This is a genomic window from Nguyenibacter vanlangensis (assembly GCF_038719015.1).
Lineage (GTDB): Bacteria > Pseudomonadota > Alphaproteobacteria > Acetobacterales > Acetobacteraceae > Gluconacetobacter > Gluconacetobacter vanlangensis.
The window spans coordinates 1,132,993-1,149,959 of sequence record NZ_CP152276.1 but is presented as its reverse complement, the minus strand read 5'-3'; the positions used below and the strand labels follow the sequence as shown (position 1 = coordinate 1,149,959).

18 protein-coding genes and 1 pseudogene are annotated in these 16,967 nt (G+C 65.3%); 12 read left to right on the top strand and 7 right to left on the bottom strand.

The window, feature by feature from the left end; translation table 11 throughout:
* Positions 1-190: 190 nt before the first annotated feature.
* Complete coding sequence (locus tag AAC691_RS05245; protein ID WP_408906096.1) at positions 191-2,203, top strand: M61 family metallopeptidase; 2,013 nt, start codon at positions 191-193, stop codon at positions 2,201-2,203.
* A 33-nt stretch (positions 2,204-2,236) separates the two neighbouring features.
* Here the strand turns inward: AAC691_RS05245 and AAC691_RS05240 are convergent, their stop codons facing one another.
* Positions 2,237-2,419 (bottom strand): hypothetical protein, encoded by a 183-nt coding sequence (locus AAC691_RS05240; protein ID WP_176640557.1) that lies wholly within the window; start codon positions 2,417-2,419, stop codon positions 2,237-2,239.
* Between the two features lie 170 nt (positions 2,420-2,589).
* Here AAC691_RS05240 and AAC691_RS05235 point away from each other — a divergent pair, with 170 nt between their 5' ends.
* The 3 genes from AAC691_RS05235 to AAC691_RS05225 all read left to right on the top strand — a co-directional run bounded on the left by AAC691_RS05235 (position 2,590) and on the right by AAC691_RS05225 (position 6,034).
* Positions 2,590-3,216, top strand: a complete 627-nt coding sequence (locus AAC691_RS05235) for a trimeric intracellular cation channel family protein (protein ID WP_342629197.1) — start codon at positions 2,590-2,592, stop codon at positions 3,214-3,216.
* Between the two features lie 113 nt (positions 3,217-3,329).
* Positions 3,330-4,181, top strand: coding sequence for an extracellular solute-binding protein (locus AAC691_RS05230; RefSeq protein WP_342630154.1), 852 nt, complete (start codon positions 3,330-3,332; stop codon positions 4,179-4,181).
* 17 nt (positions 4,182-4,198) lie between these two features.
* On the top strand, positions 4,199-6,034 hold the full coding sequence (locus AAC691_RS05225; RefSeq protein WP_342629196.1) for an ATP-binding cassette domain-containing protein: 1,836 nt from the start codon (positions 4,199-4,201) through the stop codon (positions 6,032-6,034).
* 33 nt (positions 6,035-6,067) lie between these two features.
* On the opposite strand, the gene AAC691_RS05220 is transcribed toward AAC691_RS05225, so the two are convergent.
* Positions 6,068-7,486 (bottom strand): PLP-dependent aminotransferase family protein, encoded by a 1,419-nt coding sequence (locus AAC691_RS05220; protein WP_342629195.1) that lies wholly within the window; start codon positions 7,484-7,486, stop codon positions 6,068-6,070.
* A gap of 159 nt (positions 7,487-7,645) precedes the next feature.
* Here AAC691_RS05220 and AAC691_RS05215 point away from each other — a divergent pair, with 159 nt between their 5' ends.
* A complete protein-coding gene (locus AAC691_RS05215) occupies positions 7,646-8,074 on the top strand; it encodes a UrcA family protein (protein WP_342629194.1) in 429 nt (142 codons plus the stop codon).
* A gap of 17 nt (positions 8,075-8,091) precedes the next feature.
* A complete protein-coding gene (locus AAC691_RS05210) occupies positions 8,092-8,934 on the top strand; it encodes a PhzF family phenazine biosynthesis protein (RefSeq protein ID WP_342629193.1) in 843 nt (280 codons plus the stop codon).
* Here the strand turns inward: AAC691_RS05210 and AAC691_RS05205 are convergent.
* Positions 8,931-9,977, bottom strand: a complete 1,047-nt coding sequence (locus AAC691_RS05205; RefSeq protein WP_342629192.1) for a low specificity L-threonine aldolase — start codon at positions 9,975-9,977, stop codon at positions 8,931-8,933. The two genes, AAC691_RS05210 and AAC691_RS05205, sit on opposite strands and share 4 nt — an antisense overlap.
* 178 nt (positions 9,978-10,155) lie before the next feature.
* Here AAC691_RS05205 and AAC691_RS05200 point away from each other — a divergent pair, with 178 nt between their 5' ends.
* Both AAC691_RS05200 and AAC691_RS05195 read left to right on the top strand, forming a co-directional pair.
* Entirely contained in the window at positions 10,156-11,097 is a 942-nt protein-coding gene (locus AAC691_RS05200; RefSeq protein WP_342629191.1) for a CHAD domain-containing protein, read from the top strand.
* A 166-nt stretch (positions 11,098-11,263) separates the two neighbouring features.
* Positions 11,264-11,473, top strand: coding sequence for a hypothetical protein (locus tag AAC691_RS05195; protein WP_342629190.1), 210 nt, complete (start codon positions 11,264-11,266; stop codon positions 11,471-11,473).
* Here AAC691_RS05195 and AAC691_RS05190 read toward each other — a convergent pair whose 3' ends face one another.
* Positions 11,474-11,884, bottom strand: a complete 411-nt coding sequence (locus tag AAC691_RS05190) for a VOC family protein (protein WP_342629189.1) — start codon at positions 11,882-11,884, stop codon at positions 11,474-11,476.
* 83 nt (positions 11,885-11,967) lie between these two features.
* Here AAC691_RS05190 and AAC691_RS05185 point away from each other — a divergent pair, with 83 nt between their 5' ends.
* From AAC691_RS05185 to AAC691_RS05170, 4 genes are all read left to right on the top strand, one after another.
* Entirely contained in the window at positions 11,968-12,195 is a 228-nt protein-coding gene (locus AAC691_RS05185; protein ID WP_342629188.1) for a hypothetical protein, read from the top strand.
* Between the two features lie 205 nt (positions 12,196-12,400).
* On the top strand, positions 12,401-13,591 hold the full coding sequence (locus tag AAC691_RS05180; RefSeq protein ID WP_342629187.1) for a capsule biosynthesis protein: 1,191 nt from the start codon (positions 12,401-12,403) through the stop codon (positions 13,589-13,591).
* Positions 13,591-14,421, top strand: coding sequence for an ABC transporter permease (locus AAC691_RS05175; protein WP_342629186.1), 831 nt, complete (start codon positions 13,591-13,593; stop codon positions 14,419-14,421). The genes AAC691_RS05180 and AAC691_RS05175 overlap by 1 nt, the downstream gene beginning before the upstream one ends.
* 22 nt (positions 14,422-14,443) lie before the next feature.
* A complete protein-coding gene (locus AAC691_RS05170; RefSeq protein ID WP_342630153.1) occupies positions 14,444-15,091 on the top strand; it encodes an ABC transporter ATP-binding protein in 648 nt (215 codons plus the stop codon).
* Between the two features lie 14 nt (positions 15,092-15,105).
* On the opposite strand, the gene AAC691_RS05165 is transcribed toward AAC691_RS05170, so the two are convergent.
* The 3 genes and pseudogenes from AAC691_RS05165 to AAC691_RS05155 all read right to left on the bottom strand — a co-directional run bounded on the left by AAC691_RS05165 (position 15,106) and on the right by AAC691_RS05155 (position 16,854).
* The gene (locus AAC691_RS05165) at positions 15,106-15,513 is read right to left on the bottom strand and encodes a transposase (protein ID WP_342629185.1); all 408 of its coding nucleotides are present in this window, start codon (positions 15,511-15,513) and stop codon (positions 15,106-15,108) included.
* A 201-nt stretch (positions 15,514-15,714) separates the two neighbouring features.
* A pseudogene (locus AAC691_RS05160) lies at positions 15,715-16,522 on the bottom strand (IS5 family transposase).
* Positions 16,523-16,611: 89 nt separating this feature from the next.
* A complete protein-coding gene (locus AAC691_RS05155; protein ID WP_342629184.1) occupies positions 16,612-16,854 on the bottom strand; it encodes a hypothetical protein in 243 nt (80 codons plus the stop codon).
* Positions 16,855-16,967: the final 113 nt, after the last annotated feature.

Below are 16,967 nucleotides of genomic sequence, written 5' to 3'. Positions count from 1 at the left end.
CCAAATGGGCAGGACAACGCTTGTCATGAAAACTTCACAAGGGTTCGCCAGCGCGGTCCGTGGCGTCCCTGCCGGCGCGCTGCAGGCGGGGGCCGGCGCAAGTGGCAGGGCGGCGAATTTCGTGCCATGCCGGACGACGACCGCGGCGGCCGGCCCGGCCGCTTTTTCCAACCGCCTTGCATTTCGAGAGATGTGCCTCTTGCGCCCGTTGTCCCCCTCGCTCCTGGCCGCGCTGCTCGGCGCGGCGCTGGCGGCTCCCGCTCACGCGGCGAGCCAGCCCCAGCCCCAGCCCCAACCTCAGCCCCTGCCGCAGACGCCGCCCCAGATGCTGCCCCAGATGCTGCCGTTGCCGGATTCCGTTCCTCCGCCGCGCGACGTCGCCTTCGGCGGCACGATCCGCCTTGCGGTCGATGCCACCGACCTGGCGCGGCATATCCTGTCGGTGCACGAAACCGTGCCGGTCCCCGCTTCCCTGGCGGCGTCGGGCGGTGACCTGACCCTGCTCTATCCGATGTGGGTGCCGGGCGATCATTCCCCGACCGGCACGCTCGATCAGTTCGGCGGCCTGGTGGTCAAGGCGGGCGGCGTCCCGGTCGACTGGGTGCGCGACAGCGTCACGGTCAGCGCCTTCCACGTGCCGGTGCCGAAAGGCACGCACGAACTCGACGTCTCGTTCCAGCTTCTGTCGCCCGTCTCGCCGGCGGAAGGGCGCGTCGTCATGACGCCCGCCATGCTGAACGTGCAGTGGAACGCGGTGTCGCTCTACCCGGCGGGGTATTTCACCCGCCGCATCGACGTGCAGGCCGACCTGCGCCTGCCGCACGGGTGGCAGTACGGCACGGCATTGCGCGCGCACGGGGCGCAGGGCGACACGGTGGCCTTCGACCCGGTGCCGTACAATACGCTGGTCGACTCGCCGCTCTTCGCCGGCCGCTATTTCCGGCGCATCGACCTTGCCCCCGGCGCGGCGGTGCCGGTCACGCTCAACCTGGTCGCGGACAAGCCGGCCGAACTGGCGGCGACCGACGCCCAGATCGGCGCGCATCGCGCGCTGGTCGCGCAGGCCGGCCTGCTCTACGGGTCGCACCATTACGACCATTACGATTTCCTGCTGGCCCTGACCGACGAACTGGGCGGGATCGGCCTCGAACATCATCGCTCCAGCGAGAACAGCGGCCCGCGCGGCTATTTCACCGACTGGGACAAGACCTTCGCGGCGCGCGACCTGCTGGCGCACGAATACACCCATTCCTGGAACGGCAAGTATCGCCGCCCGGCCGACCTGTGGGCGCCCAATTTCAACACGCCGCAGCGCGGGTCCGGCCTCTGGGTCTATGAAGGACAGACCCAGTATTGGGGCTATGTCCTGGCCGCCCGCGCGGGCCTGATGACCCAGGCCCAGGTGATCGACGCGCTGGCCGAGGTCGCGGCGCTGTACGACACCCGGCGGGGGCGCACATGGCGGCCGCTGCAGGACACCACCAACGATCCCGTCATCGCCCGGCGCGCGCCGCTCTCATGGCGCAGTTGGCAGCGCAGCGAGGATTATTATTCCGAAGGCCAGCTCGTCTGGCTGGATGCCGATACGCTGATCCGCCAGCTTTCGGGCGGCAAGCGTTCGCTGGACGATTTCGCCCGGCATTTCTTCGGCACGCATGACGGCAGCTTCGTCACCAGCACCTACGGTTTCGCCGACCTGGTGCAGGCGCTGAACGATATCCAGCCCTACGACTGGGCGTCGTTCCTGCGCCGGCGCCTGGACCGGACCTCGACCCATGCCCCGCTGGACGGCTTCACGCGCGCCGGCTATCGCCTGGCCTATACCGACCGGCCGAACGATTTCATGACCTCGTATGAGGCGCTGCGCCACGTCGCCGATTTCAGCTATTCGGTCGGCTTCGTCGTCGGCAAGGGCGGCACGCTGTCCAATGTCGAATGGGGCAGCCCGGCCTGGCAGGCGGGGGTGACGCGCGACGCCCAACTGGTCGCGGTGAATGGCGAAGCCTACGATCCGGCGGTGCTCAAGGACGCGATCACCGAAGCGCGGGACCCGCACGCGGCGCCGATCGCGCTGCTGCTCAAGGAAGGCGACCGCTACGTGACGATCGCGGTCTCCTATCATGGCGGCCTGCGCTACCCGCATCTCGAACGCCTGCCCGGCACACCCGACCTGCTGGCCGGAATCCTGGCGCCCCGGCACTGACGGCGGCCGGGGGCCGTGTCCGCGCGGCCCCCGTCATGCCTTCCCGGACGGCGGCCGCCGCTTCTCGATGGCGCTCAGGACGGCGGTCCACCATTGCACGTCGTCGATCTCGTTCTGCGCGCGGGCTTCCTCCATGCGGTCGGTCGCATGCGCCGCGGCCTGCGCGCCGTAACGGGCGATCAGGTCGGTGGCGATGTCTGCCGGTGCGTTCGTCATCGGGACTCTCCTGTTCCTGGTGTGATGATAGGCTGGGAAGCCGGGCCCGGCACGAAAAGAGGGACCAGGTCACAATGACTGGAGACCGGGGGAGTGGAGACCAGGGGACCACAGACCGGGGGACCGCAGGTCGGCACCCATCGCAGCGCAGGCCGGCCGGAACGGCGCGCATGCGGATGGACCGGATCGTCCTGGCCGGCGACCTCGCGGGCACCATGGTCTTCGCCGCCGAGGGCGCGATGGCGGCGATCGGTCGCGGGCTGGACGTGTTCGGCGTCGTGGTCGTGGCATGCGTCGTGGCGCTGGGCGGCGGCATCATCCGCGACGTGCTGATCGGCGACACCCCGCCCAGCGCCGTCCGCGACTGGCGCTATCCCGCCCTGGCATGCCTGACCGGCCTGGCGCTGTTCGCCGCGCGGCATGTCCTGCGTCCGGTACCGGCCTGGTACCCGCTCGCGGTCCTGGACGCGGCGGGATTGTCGCTGTTCGCCGTCACCGGTGCCGAGAAGGCGCTGTCGCGCGGCCTGGTGCCGCTGGGGGCGGCCCTGCTGGGGATGGTGACCGCCATCGGCGGCGGCGTGATGCGCGACATCCTGGTCAATCGCGTCCCGATGGTCCTGGTGTCCGACATCTACGCCACCGCCGCGCTGGCCGGCGCGCTCGTCGTCGTGGCGGGGCATCGGCTGGCGCTGCCGGGCAGGCCGGTCGCCTGCGCCGGTGCCGCGACCTGCTTCGGGCTGCGCCTCCTGGCCCTGCATTACGGGTGGCACCTGCCCGGCGCCACGCCACCTTCATGAGTCCCGCCACTTGCACGGCCGCGAAACCCGGCCTTAGTCTATATTCGGCTATATAGAGCGAAGGGCCATATAGCGTGAAGGGCGGGGGCGGGATGCGACGGCGCGTGTTCGTAATGGCGGCCGGCCTGCTGCCTTGGGCCGCCCGGGCGCGCGGCGGCCGCACCGTCGACGTGCTCTATGCCGGATCGCTGCTGACCGCGATGGAACGCGGCATCGGGCCGGCCTTCGACGCGACGGGCACGGACGTCTTTCGCGGCTATGCCGGCGGATCGGGGGCGCTGGCCAACCAGATCGCGGCCGGCCTCCGGCGCGCCGATATCTATATCAGTGCCGATCCCGCCCTGAATCTGCGGCTGGGCGCGGCACATGGCGATCATGTGCGCTGGTACGCGCTGTTCGCCCAATCCCCGCTGGTGCTCGGCTATGACCCGCGCGGCCGGTTCGCGGCCGCGCTGCAAAGCGACCCCTGGTACCTGGCCCTGCAGCGGCCCGGCGTCCGGATCGGCCGCACCGACCCCCTGCTGGACCCCAAGGGCGCGCTGACCGTCAAGCTGCTGCATCAGGCCGAAACATATTATCGCCAGCCCGGCCTCGCCGACCGGATCCTTCACGCCGGCGATGGCGACCGCCAGGTCCGGCCCGAGGAAAACCTGGTCGGGCGGCTGCAGTCCGGGCAGATCGATGTGGGCTTCTTCTACGCGACCGAAACCGCGGCGCTGCACATCCCGGCCATGACCCTGCCGCCCGCCCTGGCCCTTTCGGCCCGCTATACGGTGACCATCCTGCGCGATGCGCCGAACCCGGACGGCGCGGAACGGCTGGTGGCGTTCCTGCTGGGCGCGCGGGGCAGGGCGGTCCTGGCGCAATACGGCCTGCAGGTGCCCGGCCTCCGCGACGCACCCACCGTCATGGGCGATCCCGCCGCTGTTCCACCCGCCCTGCGCTCGCTGCTGCGCCCCGCCTGACGGATCGGATCGTGTCCATGGGGCGCATGCCCGTCGCCGTCCGCATCCTCTCCTTCGTCCTGGTCGCCTCCCTGCTGGCGCCGTTCGCGGCCGGCCTGGCGCGCATGGGGGGCGCGGATTGGCACGGCGTGGACCGCGCGGCGCTGCTCCGGGCGGCGGCGGTGTCGCTGGCCAGCGCGTCGGTGGCGACGGTGGCGGTGGCATTGCTGGGCATCCCGCTGGGCTATCTGCTGGCGCGGGGCCGCAACCGGTGGCTGGCCGTGCTGGGGGGCGTCGTGCAATTGCCGCTGGCGCTCCCGCCGCTCGCCAGCGGCATCCTGCTGCTGTTCCTGCTGGGATATGGCGGCCCGCTCGGCGCGCTGGGGCTCGGCGACAGCTTCGCCGGCATCGTCGTGGCCCAGGCGTTCGTCGCCGCCCCCTTCGCCATCGTCGCGGCCCGTTCGGCCTTCTCGGCCGTCGATCCGGCGATCGAGGACGTGGCGGCGACATTGGGGCACGGCCCGGGCGCGGTATTGTGGCGCGTCAGCCTGCCGCTGGCCTGGCGGGCGATCCTGGCCGGGTTGCTCCTGGCATGGCTGCGCGCGTTCGGCGAATTCGGGGCGACGGTCATGGTGGCCTATCACCCCTATTCCCTTCCGGTCTTCACCTATGTCGCGTTCGGCGAAAGCGGATTGCCGGCGATGCTGCCGATCCTGGCGCCGACCCTGCTCCTGGCCGCGACGATCCTGGCAGCGGGGCAGGCGCTGACACGCCCCCGCCGGGCGGACGCTCCGCTGCCGGGCGGCACGCCGGCCCCCCTGGTCGAGACGGCGGACAGCGACGCCCCGCCACGGACCCTGTCCCTCGCGCTCGACCACAGGGCAGGCGGTTTCCATCTTCGCCTGGCATGCCGCATCCGGGCGCGGCGGGTGGCGATCCTCGGCGCGTCGGGCAGCGGCAAGTCGATGACCCTCCGCCTGATCGCGGGCCTGGACGACGCGGCCGATGCCACGATCCGCCCTACAATCCGCCTCGATGACGACGATCTCGGCCACGTGCCGCCCCAGCGCCGGCGCATCGCCTTCGTCCCCCAGGGCTACGCCCTGCCGGCGCACCTGACGGTGGCGCGGCAGGTTTCGTTCGCTGCCGACAGCACGCCCGACCGGGCGGCGGCATGGATGAAGCTGATGGGGCTGGATGAATTGTCGGCCCGCTACCCGCATCAACTGTCTCCCGGACAGCGGCAGCGCGTGGCCCTGGCCCGCGCCCTATCCCGGCGCGAGGTGGATCTGGTGCTGCTGGACGAACCGTTCTCGGCGCTCGACGCGCCGCTGCGCGCCCGGCTGCGCCGCGACGTCCTGCGCGTGCTCGGGCCCATGCGCGCCATGACCATCCTGGTGACCCATGACCCGGCCGAAGCGATGGAGATGGCGGAGGAGGTCATCCTGCTCGATGGCGGCCGCATCGTCCGCGCCGGCCCGGTCGCATCGGTCTTCACCCGTCCGGGCAGCGAGATCGCGGCGCGGCTGCTGGGGGCCGACCAGATTCACGACGGACTCATGCTGCCATGCGGCCGAATGGATATCGGCGGCGGGGTGGCGCTGTGCATCGCCGGCGACGCCCCGGCGGCAGGGACCGCAATGCGCTGGGCGGTCCGGCCTCATCAGGTCCGCCTGGCGCCCGACGGCGACTATCCGGCCGCGATCCTGCGGCGCGGCGCGCTGCGCGACGGGCAGCATCCGATGCGCCTGCGGTTGGGCGCGGCGATATTGGACATTCCGACGGACCCCTCCGACGGCGTCACGGGCGACGCCTGCCGCGTCAGGATCGACCCGGGCGCGATCCAGCTCTGGCCCCGCGATCCCGGCCCGTGACGGGCGGCGCGTTCCGTGCTCCCGGTGATGCTTTCAAACGACGCTGTCGGTCCGGACCGAATCGCTCTCCCGGATCACCCCGTGCAGAATGGTCAGGGCGCGCTCCAGCGTGGCGCGGTCTCCGGCGGCGCCCAGGCACACGCGCAGGCCCGACGCCGCGTCGCGCGAGACGATCGACGCCTCGGGCGGCGTCAGCTCGACCCCCGCCCGGGCCGCGCGGCCCATGACGCGCTCGGCCTGCAACGGCGCAAGCGGCAGCCAGATATGGGGGGCGTGCCTGGCGCCGGGCTGGTCCATCGCGCAGCCCAGGATCCGCCGGGCCATTTCCAGCCGATGGGCGGCTTCGGCCTGCACCGCGTCGGCCACGGCGTCGGCGGTGCCCTCCGCCACCCAATGGGCGAAAATCAATCCCCCCAGCGCCGGCGGGCAATAGCCGAAGGCGCGAATGCCCCGCATCAGCCGCTCGCGCGGCATCGCGGGCGGCAGGGCGACGAAGGCCAGGCGCAGCCCCGGGCAGACGCCCTTGGAAATGCTGGCCAGATAGAGGGTGCGCTCGGGCGCCAGGGCGGCGATCGGCGGCGGCCGCTCCGCGGGGTCGGCATAGGCGCAATAGGCGTCATCCTCGAAGATCGTGACGTCATGCCGGCGGGCGATCCGTACGATCGCCTCGCGCCGCGCAAGGCTCATGCTGCGCGTCGTGGGGTTGTGCAGGGTCGGCAGGGTGAACAGCAGCCGGGCCCGCGTTTCGGCCAGCGCCCGGTCCAGCGCGGCGGGGTCCAGCCCCTCCTGGTCCATCGTCACCCCGCGCAGGGTCAGGCCCAGATGCTCGGCCGCGACCTTGGCGCCGTGAAAGGTCGAGGATTCGCACAGCACGGTATCGCCCGGCCGGCACAGTGACGACAGGACCAGCCCGATCGCATGCTGGCCGCCATTGCACTGGATCAGATCGCCCGGATCGCACGCCAGCCCATGCCGCCGTGCCAGCCAGGCCGCGCCGGCCTCGCGCACCGGGCGCAGCCCGGTCCCCTGGATATATTGTACCGACGGCTCAAGCTGTGCCGTCGCGGCCAGACGCGTAACGGCCAGCTCCACCGACCGTGACAATGCGATGGCGGGCGGCGTATTGCAGCGCAGGTCGATCACCGTCTCCGGATCGGCCGCCGGATGGGCCGCTTGGAACAGGACCGACGGCGCCGTCAGGTCCGGCAGGCTGCCGCGCACGAACGAGCCGCGCCCGACATGCGCGTCCAGCAGGCCGCGCCGCTCGGCCTCGGCATAGGCCCTGGTGACGGTCCCGATGCTCAGCCCCAACTGGTGGGCCAGGTCGCGCTGCGGCGGCAGCCGCATGCCGGCCGGCAGCGTGCCGGCGCCGATATCACGCTCCATCGCATCGGCCAGCCGCAGATAGAGCGGCGTGGCATCGGAAGGAATCTCGGGGCGCCATCGCGTCATTGCCGGTCTCGATCCGCAAATTGAACTATGACAATATAGATATTGACGAAGAAATGTATCAAGGAAAAATTACGCTCATGAAGAGTTCGCGCAAATTGTAATAGTACAATCTGCCGCCAGAAAAGGACTCTTCGCCTTGGAGGGTGATCAATGATGTTCATGGTGCGGAAAAACCGTGTTGAATCCCGTCGCGACGGGGCGTTCGCCGGGCGTATCGGCGTGCAGGTCGAGGCCGCCAGCATCGGGATGATCATCGTTCTGGGGCTCATGGTCCTGATGGCGCTTCATGGCCGGCCGGCTCATGGGCAGGAGGATGAGACCGCGCCCACGGCGGTGCGTGTTCCGTACCGCGCCGCGGATATCGGCGACCTGCCGCGCGCGCGGCGCTTCCTGCGCGTGCTGGAGCACGCCGCGCTCCAAGCCTGCGGCGATGAAACGGCAAGCCTGGAAGATATCCGGGCGGCGGTGGAACGGTCGGACTGCCGGCGGGCGAGCCTGGCGCGGGCCGTCGCGCAGGTCCATTCCCCCCTGCTGGAGCGGGCATGGACCGAAGACGGCGCGGCGTGGGATGCCCGAACGGGCGGTTGAGGATCGGAAATCAAAATATGGCTGAATTTGCTTTTCATCAGGTCGATGTCTTCGCCACCCGCCCGTTCGGCGGCAATCCGCTGGCCGTCGTGACCGGGGCCGACGGGCTCACGGACGCGCAGATGGCCGCATTCGCGAACTGGACGAATCTCAGCGAGACGACCTTCCTGCTCAGGCCCACCCATCCCGACGCGGATTACCGCGTCCGGATCTTCACGCCGCAGCAGGAACTGCCCTTCGCCGGCCATCCCACCTTGGGCACCTGCCATGTGTGGCTGCAGCAGGGCGGCGTGCCGCGCGGCAGGCAGGTCGTGCAGGAATGTCCGGCGGGACTGGTGCCCGTTCGGCGGCAGGACGCGATGCTGGCCTTCGCCGCCCCGCCCCTGCGCCGGGCCGGCGCGGTCGAGGCCGATGTGCTGGCGGCGATCGCGCGGGGGCTGCACCTGCCGCCCGATTCCATCCGGGCTTCGAACTGGGCCGATAACGGCCCGGGCTGGGTCGCCGTCATGCTGCGCAGCCGCGCGGAATTGCTGTCGGTGCGGCCCGATTACGCGGCACTGGGCGACCTCAAGGTCGGGCTGGTCGCGCCGTTCGACACCGCCCCCGACCGCGACGACGCGCTGTTCGAGGTACGGGCCTTCACCGGCGGTCCGGACGGGGTCGAGGACCCCGTCACCGGCAGCCTGAACGCCAGCCTGGCCATGTGGATGATCGGCGCGGGCCTGGCGCCCCCGTCCTATGTCGCGCGGCAGGGAACGGTGCTGGGGCGCCGGGGACGCATCGCCATCACCAGCGACGCGGGCGAAATCTGGGTCGGAGGCACCGTCGTCACCGCCATCGAGGGACGGGTGACGATCTAGCCGGCGGCATCCTGGGCCAATGCCCGCAGATCGGCCGCCAGCGTGTCGATGCGGCCGCGATCGGCATCCCAGGCGAACATGAACCGCGCGCTGTCGCCGATGAAGGTATAGAAGCTCCAGCCCCGCGCCCGCAGGCCGGCGGTCACCTCCGCCGGCATTTTCAGGAACACCGCATTGGCCTCGACCGGAAACAGGATCTCGATGCCGGGCAGCCCGGCAACCTGGCCGGCGAAATGCCGGGCGCTGCGGTTGGCGTGGGCGGCATGCGCCAGCCAGGCGCCGGTTTCGAGCATCACCGCCCAGGGCGCGGACAGGAAACGCATCTTCGAGGCCAGTTGCCCGGCCTGCTTGCAGCGGTAATCGAACCCTTCGGCCAGCCCGCGATCGAAGAAGATCACCGCCTCCCCGACCGCCATGCCGTTCTTGGTGCCGCCGAAGCTCAGCACGTCGACGCCGGCGCGCCAGGTCATCTCGGCGGGGGTGCAGCCCAGGCTGTCGACCGCGTTGGCAAAGCGCGCGCCGTCCATGTGCAGCTTCAGCCCCAGTTCGCGGCAGGCCGCGGCGATGGCGCGGATCTCCTCCAGGCTGTAGACCTGCCCGGTCTCGGTCGGCTGGGTGATGGTCACGGCCCGCGGGCGGGGGAAATGGATATCGGTCCGGCCCAGCGCGAAGCCGCGAATCGCCGCCGGGGTCAATTTTCCGTTCTCGGTCCGCGCGACCAGGATCTTGGCGCCGTTGGAAAAGAATTCCGGCGCGCCGCATTCGTCGGTTTCCACATGGGCGATATCGGCGGCAATGATGCTTTCATAGGACTGGCATAGCGACGCCAGCGCCAGCGAATTGGCGGCCGTGCCGTTGAAGACGAAAAAAAGCTCGCAATCGGCCTGGAAAGCCGCACGGAACGCCTCGGCCGCGCGCTGGGTCCACGGATCGTCGCCATAGGCCTGGGCCGACCCGCGATTGGCATCCTCCATCGCGCGCAGCGCCTCGGGACAGATGCCGGCATAATTGTCGCTGGCGAACTGCTGCAGCGTCTCGACCATCGGGAAATAAGCCTTTCGTCATGCGAAACCAAACAAAATATCCCACTATCTCCGACCCGGCAAGGCAACAGGCTCGATGGCCATCGCCCTGGACTCCATGAAATCCCAACTTTCTCGCGTATCCCGCGCTTTGCGATTCCATACACCGTCATCGCGCCGGATGAAGTGAGGCATCGTCATGAGCCTGCCCGAAAGCCACCGCAGCGCGCCAATCCTGCTCGCGCATGACGACACGATCCGCGTCGCGGCCGGACGGATCGTCACGATCCTCCGCGACCATCTGGCGGCGAACATCCCAGCCGCGATCGACGGCCGCAATGCCGAAGGCGTGCACCAGGTGCGCGTCGCCTTGCGGCGATTCCGCGTCCTGACCCGCCTGCTGCAGCGCGACAATCCCAACGTGGTGCTCGAGGGCGCCTCGGCCCATGCCAAGGTCCTGGCGAAGGCGGTGGGCGACGCCCGCAACTGGGACGTCTTCCTGATGACGACGCTGCCCAGCCTCCAGCCGCTTGGGCTGATGGACCTGGATGCGACGAAAACGCTGGCGCCGCGCGCCGAACCGATGCGCCGGTCGGCCTATGCCCAGGCGCGGCAGGCTTTGACGGGGCAGGACGCTGCGCAACTCCAGACCATCCTGGACCAGATGGTCGAGGGCGAGCTGTGGGTCACGCCCCTGGCGGCCATGGCGCAGGATTCGCTGCAGGAACCGGCGATCGATTTTTCCGCGCGTCATCTCGAGCGGCTGCACCGCAAGGCATTGCGTGCCGGACGGGACTTCGCCTTGCTGCCGCCCCAGGACAGGCACCGGCTGCGCGTGGCCCTGAAGAAGCTGCGCTATACCGCCGAGTTCTTCCGCGGGCTGTATGCGGATTCGGACCAGACGAAGGATTTCATCAAGAAGCTGTCGGCATTGCAGGACGTCCTGGGAATGGACAGCGACGTGCTGACCACGCGCTATCTGCTGGCGCGACTCGGCGAAGGGGCGGAGGATGATGCGCGGCTGCAGCACATGCTGGGGGCGGTCACGGGTTTTTTATGTGGCCATCAGATCGCCGTTCATCGGGACGCGCACCTGCGCTGGCGTAAATTCCGCCGCCATCGCACGTTTTGGAGCGGGTGAATCCGGCGGGCCCTGTCATGGGGATGTCATCAAGTCTTCGCCGTCCTGTTATTGTCTCGACGCGGGAGAGTGTGCATAGCAGCCGGTGTCTCCGCCGGCCCGGCCGACGGGACAGGGCACGCTTCCGGGCCCTTGATCGCGTGCTTCAGCACGAGGGAATTCGGCTATGTTCAAATCCGAAATCGTCGAGATCGACGGCGTCTTCGTCGGGGTCGTCATTCAGTCCCGCCGCGGCGGCGCACGCGTGTTCCGTGCCATCCATGAATGGCTGCGCCCGCTGAACGGGCAGATCATGTCCTCGCTGCAAGAGGCCCGACAGATCGCCGCGGGCCTGTTCCGCAGCCGCCGGGTCGGCCTGGCGGCGACACCAGCCTAGCTAGGTGCCGGGGGCGAGTTCATAGAGTTCCAGCGGCAAGTCATCGGGGTCGGCGAAGAAAGTAAAATCGCGACCGGTCAGGGCATCGGTACGAATCGCCTCGACCTCGATTCCGGCTTCCTCCAACCGGCGGACGACGGCGCGCAGGTCGCGCACCGTAAAGGCCAGGTGACGCAGACCCTGTGCTTCGGGCCGCGAGGGACGCGGGGGCGGATTGGGGAAGGAAAACAGTTCGATCTGTGCCGTGCCGACAGCCAGATCGCATTTCCATGACTTGCGCGCGGCGCGGTAGGTTTCGCGGATCATCGGCAGTCCGAGGATCCGCGTATAGAAATCCTTGGATCGGCCGTAATCCGAGCAGATAATGGCGACATGGTGCAGCGCGTCGATCATGGAGATGTCCTGCAGCAAGGGGATTCCTTAATGACATGCTGGATCAGGGGGAGGGAACCCCTCTTGCCTGGATGCTAGGCGATCCCAGATTTGAATGACCGATGATCCGTAATGAGCGGGAGGAACGCGTGAATTCTCGTCCTGAAGCAACCGCGACCGAGTTGTATGCACGCTATGGCGAGGCCGCGTTGGCTATAGCCCAAACGCACCTGGACGAAGCGCGCGTGGATGGGGACGCTGCCAAGGCCCGCTACTGGATTGCGGCGTGCGATGAGATCAGGCGGCTGCACGCGGGAGATGATACGGTGGAGATCGATTTGTCGCGGTAGGGAGCAGGCAGACAACGAAGCGTATCCGATTGTGTGAGAGGGGATATACGATCACATCTTCTCATAATTTGGACACATCCGCGCACTCATCTTATACTGAAGATAGAGACTGGGGTGGATGGATGACGTGAGGGAAGATCTGGCCGCGTCCGTTTTTCTCAGGCTACGCTAGGGGCATGATTTGCGTTTCGGAAGGGCTTGGGGCATGAACGCGGGTATGGTCAAAGCCAATATTGCAGCGCGTGAGGCGGTACCGCAACGCGCGATACCCCAGGCATCGTCGGTCGGCAAACTGATCGACTGGGTATGCAAGCGCCCCGGGCTCAATCTGCTGGTCGTGTTGCCCACGTTCCTGGCGGCTATTTATTACGCCTTTGTCGCGTCCCCCCAATATGTGTCCCATGCCTATTTTGTGGTCCGGGGGCCGGGCATGCAGACGCCGAGCATGTTCGGCAGTCTGCTTCAGCAGATGGGGTCAGGCGGCGGAGGCGGCAACGAAGACACGTACGCCGTCCAGACCTATATGATGTCGCGCGACGCGGCGCGCAAATTGATCGAGACGCAGAACCTTCGGGCGGTCTTCGACCATTCGGATGCAGATTTCCTTGCCCGTTTCCCGGTGTTTTACCGAGGCAGGACGTTCGAACATTTTTTTAAATATTATCAGGGCCATGTGATTGCCGAACTCGACACCGAAACCGGTATCTCGAACCTTGCGGTCCGTACCTTTTTAGCCCAGGATTCCCAGCGGATCGGCCGCGCGCTGATCGACGCCGGCGAGCGCCTGGTGAATGAGATGAACGAGCGGCAACGCCGGAACATGATCGCGTCATCCCAGAAAGAGGTGACCGAGGCGGAAGACAAGATTCAACATATCGAACTGGCATTTGCGGCCTATCGCAACAAGGAAGGGCTGCTGGACCCGCTGAAGCAGTCGGTCCCCATGTTGCAGGACATCGATCAGCTCAAGGCCATGCTGTTGGCGGCCAAGCTGCAGATCGCGCAGGTTACCAAAACGGCACCGAACAGCCCACTATTGCCGGTGTATCAACATCGGGTCGAGGCGTTGGAGGCCGAGATCGCTCGGGCCAACAAGGGCATTACCGGCCCCGATACGTCTCTGGTGCCGAAGATCACGGCCTATGACGAACTGATGGTCCAGCGTGAGATCGCGGAACGCGAACTGACGGCGGCGACTGTCAGCCTGCAAACCGCCAGGGCGCAAGCCGATCGCCAGCAATTATATCTTGACGAGATCGCGAAGCCGGATCTGCCGGACTACCCGGAATATCCTCATTCAATCGCGAATATACTCATCGTGTTTGCGACAGGGTTGGGGGTGTATGCGATGGGCCTGCTGCTGATCAGCGGCGCGCGCGAGCACCAGATTACTTGATGTCGGTACGCCATCAGGTTTCGGCTTCGCCCTTGCATAATGGCCGGCCGCTTTCGCTCTTCGGGTTGTTCATGCTTCAGTGTCGGGTGATCGGCGCCCTACTGTTTCGCGAGATGAACACACGCTATGGGCGAGAGAATATCGGTTTCTTATGGGTTATTGGGGAGCCGATCTTGTTCTGTGCGGGCGTTTCAATTGTCTGGACGGCGATACGGGATTCGCATGAACATAATCTGCCGACCACGGCTATAGTGCTAACGGGCTATGTGCCGCTGACGATGTGGCGACATTCCCTTGCCCGGGCGGTTTTTGCGTTTCAGTCGAATGGCAGTTTGTTGTTCCACAGGCAGGTAACGCCACTCGATATCATACTGGCCCGTACAATTTTGGAGATCACGGGCGCACTGGGTGCGGGTTTTTTGGTTTTCCTCGGGGCGTGGTTGCTGGGGTATATCGAACCGCCCAAAGATTATGGAATGTTATATCTTGGGCTAGGATTTCATTGTTTATTCTGTGTTGCAACGGCATTGCTTGTGGCGGCCTTGAGTGAGGTGTCGGAATTGGTCGAAAAAAGCATTGGTATTCTATCCTATCTTTCTCTTCCTTTTTCTGGCGCCTTCATGATGGTCGATTGGTTGCCGCCCCGGTGGCAGAACGCGATTTTGCTGTCGCCGAGTGTCGATAATATAGAAATGATTCGAGCCGGTCAGTTCGGCGATAGTGCACATGCACATTATGACATCTTTTATGACAGCTGGATTACATTTGTTCTTTTTTTGATTGGTTTGTCACTGACCTTACGCGCGCGTCGTCATATAGTGGTTCAATGATATGTCGGATATCGCCCACCCGATGGTTCGATGTGTGGATATCAGCAAGGCGTTTCCGGTTCATCGCGGCGTGCGCCATGTGTTAGACCGGGTCAATTTTACGATCGAAAAAGGGTGTAAGCTTGGTATTGTGGGGCGCAACGGCGCTGGAAAGTCAACGCTGATCAAGATTATCGGCGGTGTTGAGATTGCGACGTCGGGTCATGTTGAACGGACAATGAGCGTATCGTGGCCCCTGGCGTTCGGTGGTGCGTTCCAAGGAAGTCTATCGGGACTGGATAATCTGCGGTTTATCTGCCGTATTTATGGTCTAGATTACCCAAAAACCCGTGCCTATGTCGACGACTTCGCCCAGTTGGGAAAACAATTGGCAGAACCGGTCAAGACCTATTCTTCTGGTATGCGTGCACGTCTGGCCTTTGCACTTTCGATTGTTATCGAATTCGATTGTTATCTGATCGACGAAGTCATCATGGTGGGGGACGCACGTTTTCTGCAGCGATGTCAGGACGAGTTGTTTGGAAAGCGATCTGACCGATCGCTGATTATTGTATCCCATGATATGGGTTTTATTAGAGAGCATTGTAATATGGGTGCTTTGTTGCATGATCGTCATTTGACTATGTACGAAAGTGTCGCTGAAGCAGTTACGCGTTATGAGGATTGTTAGAGTATCCGTTGTGATCAAGCGACTTTTGGGGTCCAAGTTCGATCATCGCGGAGCAGGGCGTTTGCGATGACGACGAGCCTGCGCATGATAGCTGTGATGGCGATCTTGGCGTGTTTTCCGCGAGTGACGAGGACGTCATAGCGGGATTTGAGATCGGGATTGAAGCGCATGGCGACGAGCGCGGGCATGTAGAGGGCCTGTCGCAGATGGGAACGTCCGCCCTGGATGAAGCTCTTGCCCTGCCATTTCCCCGACTGTCGTGTAATGGGTGCCAGACCGGCCAGGGCGGCGGCCTGACGTTCGTCCATAGTGCCCAGTTCGGGCATATCGGCAATCAGAGCCTGGGCGGTGATTTCACCCAAGCCGGGGATGCTGGTGAGAATGGCGAGCCGTCGCGTCAGCACCGGATCGGCGGCGATCACGGCGGTAATAGCGGCATCGAGAGAGGTGAGGTGCGCTTCGATTTGTCGCAGGCGATGGCGGGCGCCATATCCGTGAACCAGTGTGAACGGACATGGCTCTAGTGTCCTGATTCCAAAATTTGCAAGCGAGTTTTTGAATCAAATAGGCAATAGAATCAATATTTTATTGGACTGCGGATCTGAGAATCTGTCCGAAGATCATTATCTGCGATTACAGAGTTTTCTGACCATCAAGCGAACTGACGCCCATCGGAGGAAAGCGAGCGCATTATGATTGAGGCACTCCCAGTCCTTGCTTAGGCGTCGGCAGCGGTTCAACCAGGTGATGGTGCGCTCCACAATCCATCGCTTGGGCAGGGCTATGAATTTGCCGGCGTCGCCGCGCCGCACGATCTCGACGTGCACGGAGCGGCAGACCTTGGCCAGTCCTTTCTGGAACTTTTCTCCTTGATAGCCGGCATCGGCATAGAGTTTCAGAAGGAACGGATACAGGCCGAACAGGGTCGCCATCAGCACGACGCCGCCATCGCGGTCCTGGATGTCGGCCGCGTGAACAATCGCCCCCATCAGCAGGCCCCGCGTATCGACGAGGACATGCCGCTTCTTGCCCTTGATCCTCTCGCCGGCGTCAAAACCGGGCGGATCGATCCGCCGCCCCCTTTTTCAGTGCCCTTGACGCTCTGGCTGTCGATGATTGCCGCTGTCGGACTGGCCTGGCGCGCCACGTCTTCGCAACACAGGACGTAAAGCGCGTGGTGCAGACGATCGAGCGTGCCGTCATGCTGCCAGCGGCAGAAATAGGAGTTCACCGTGCTGCGCGGCGGGAGGTCTTTGGTATTGCGCGCCATTGGCAACCCGTCCCAAGAACATACATAAGCCCGTTCATGACTTCCGCACGTTCTCTGTCCGCTTGTTGCCGCCACGCCGGTCAGCCGGGATCAGCCGTCGGATCGCTCGGATAGCGAAGCTGGCTCCGGTCATACCGGGCGCGGTTCTCGACGGTCCACATCAGCAACTCCTGCGAATCGGGGTCGCCAACAGAAAATCACAAATGATTCCAATGATTCAAGATGATCTTGGATGGGCTCTGAGAAATTCTTATAAGAATTTCTCAGACAGGTCACGCTGGTGAGTTGCATTCCCGACCATCCATGAGATGGCATCCACGATCCATTCGGGCGTTCTGATCTGGTCGGAAAAATGGCCTTCAATCAAGGCTCTGTAGCTAACCTCATGGCGCTGTGCAAGGTCCGTCACCGTCACGTCCTCACGGATCGCCTTCAGCGCAATCTGCGCCTTCAACGCCCCGTCCAGCTTCCGTCTCGTCTTCTTCGTCATCATCGCTCCATCATATGACAGAGACAGGTATTTCCAACTTAAGGCCCGGTCCCATTTTCGGGGGGCGCTTCCCCCGAGATTCGAAAAATCCTATTATCTTTCTGAATTTTATTCAA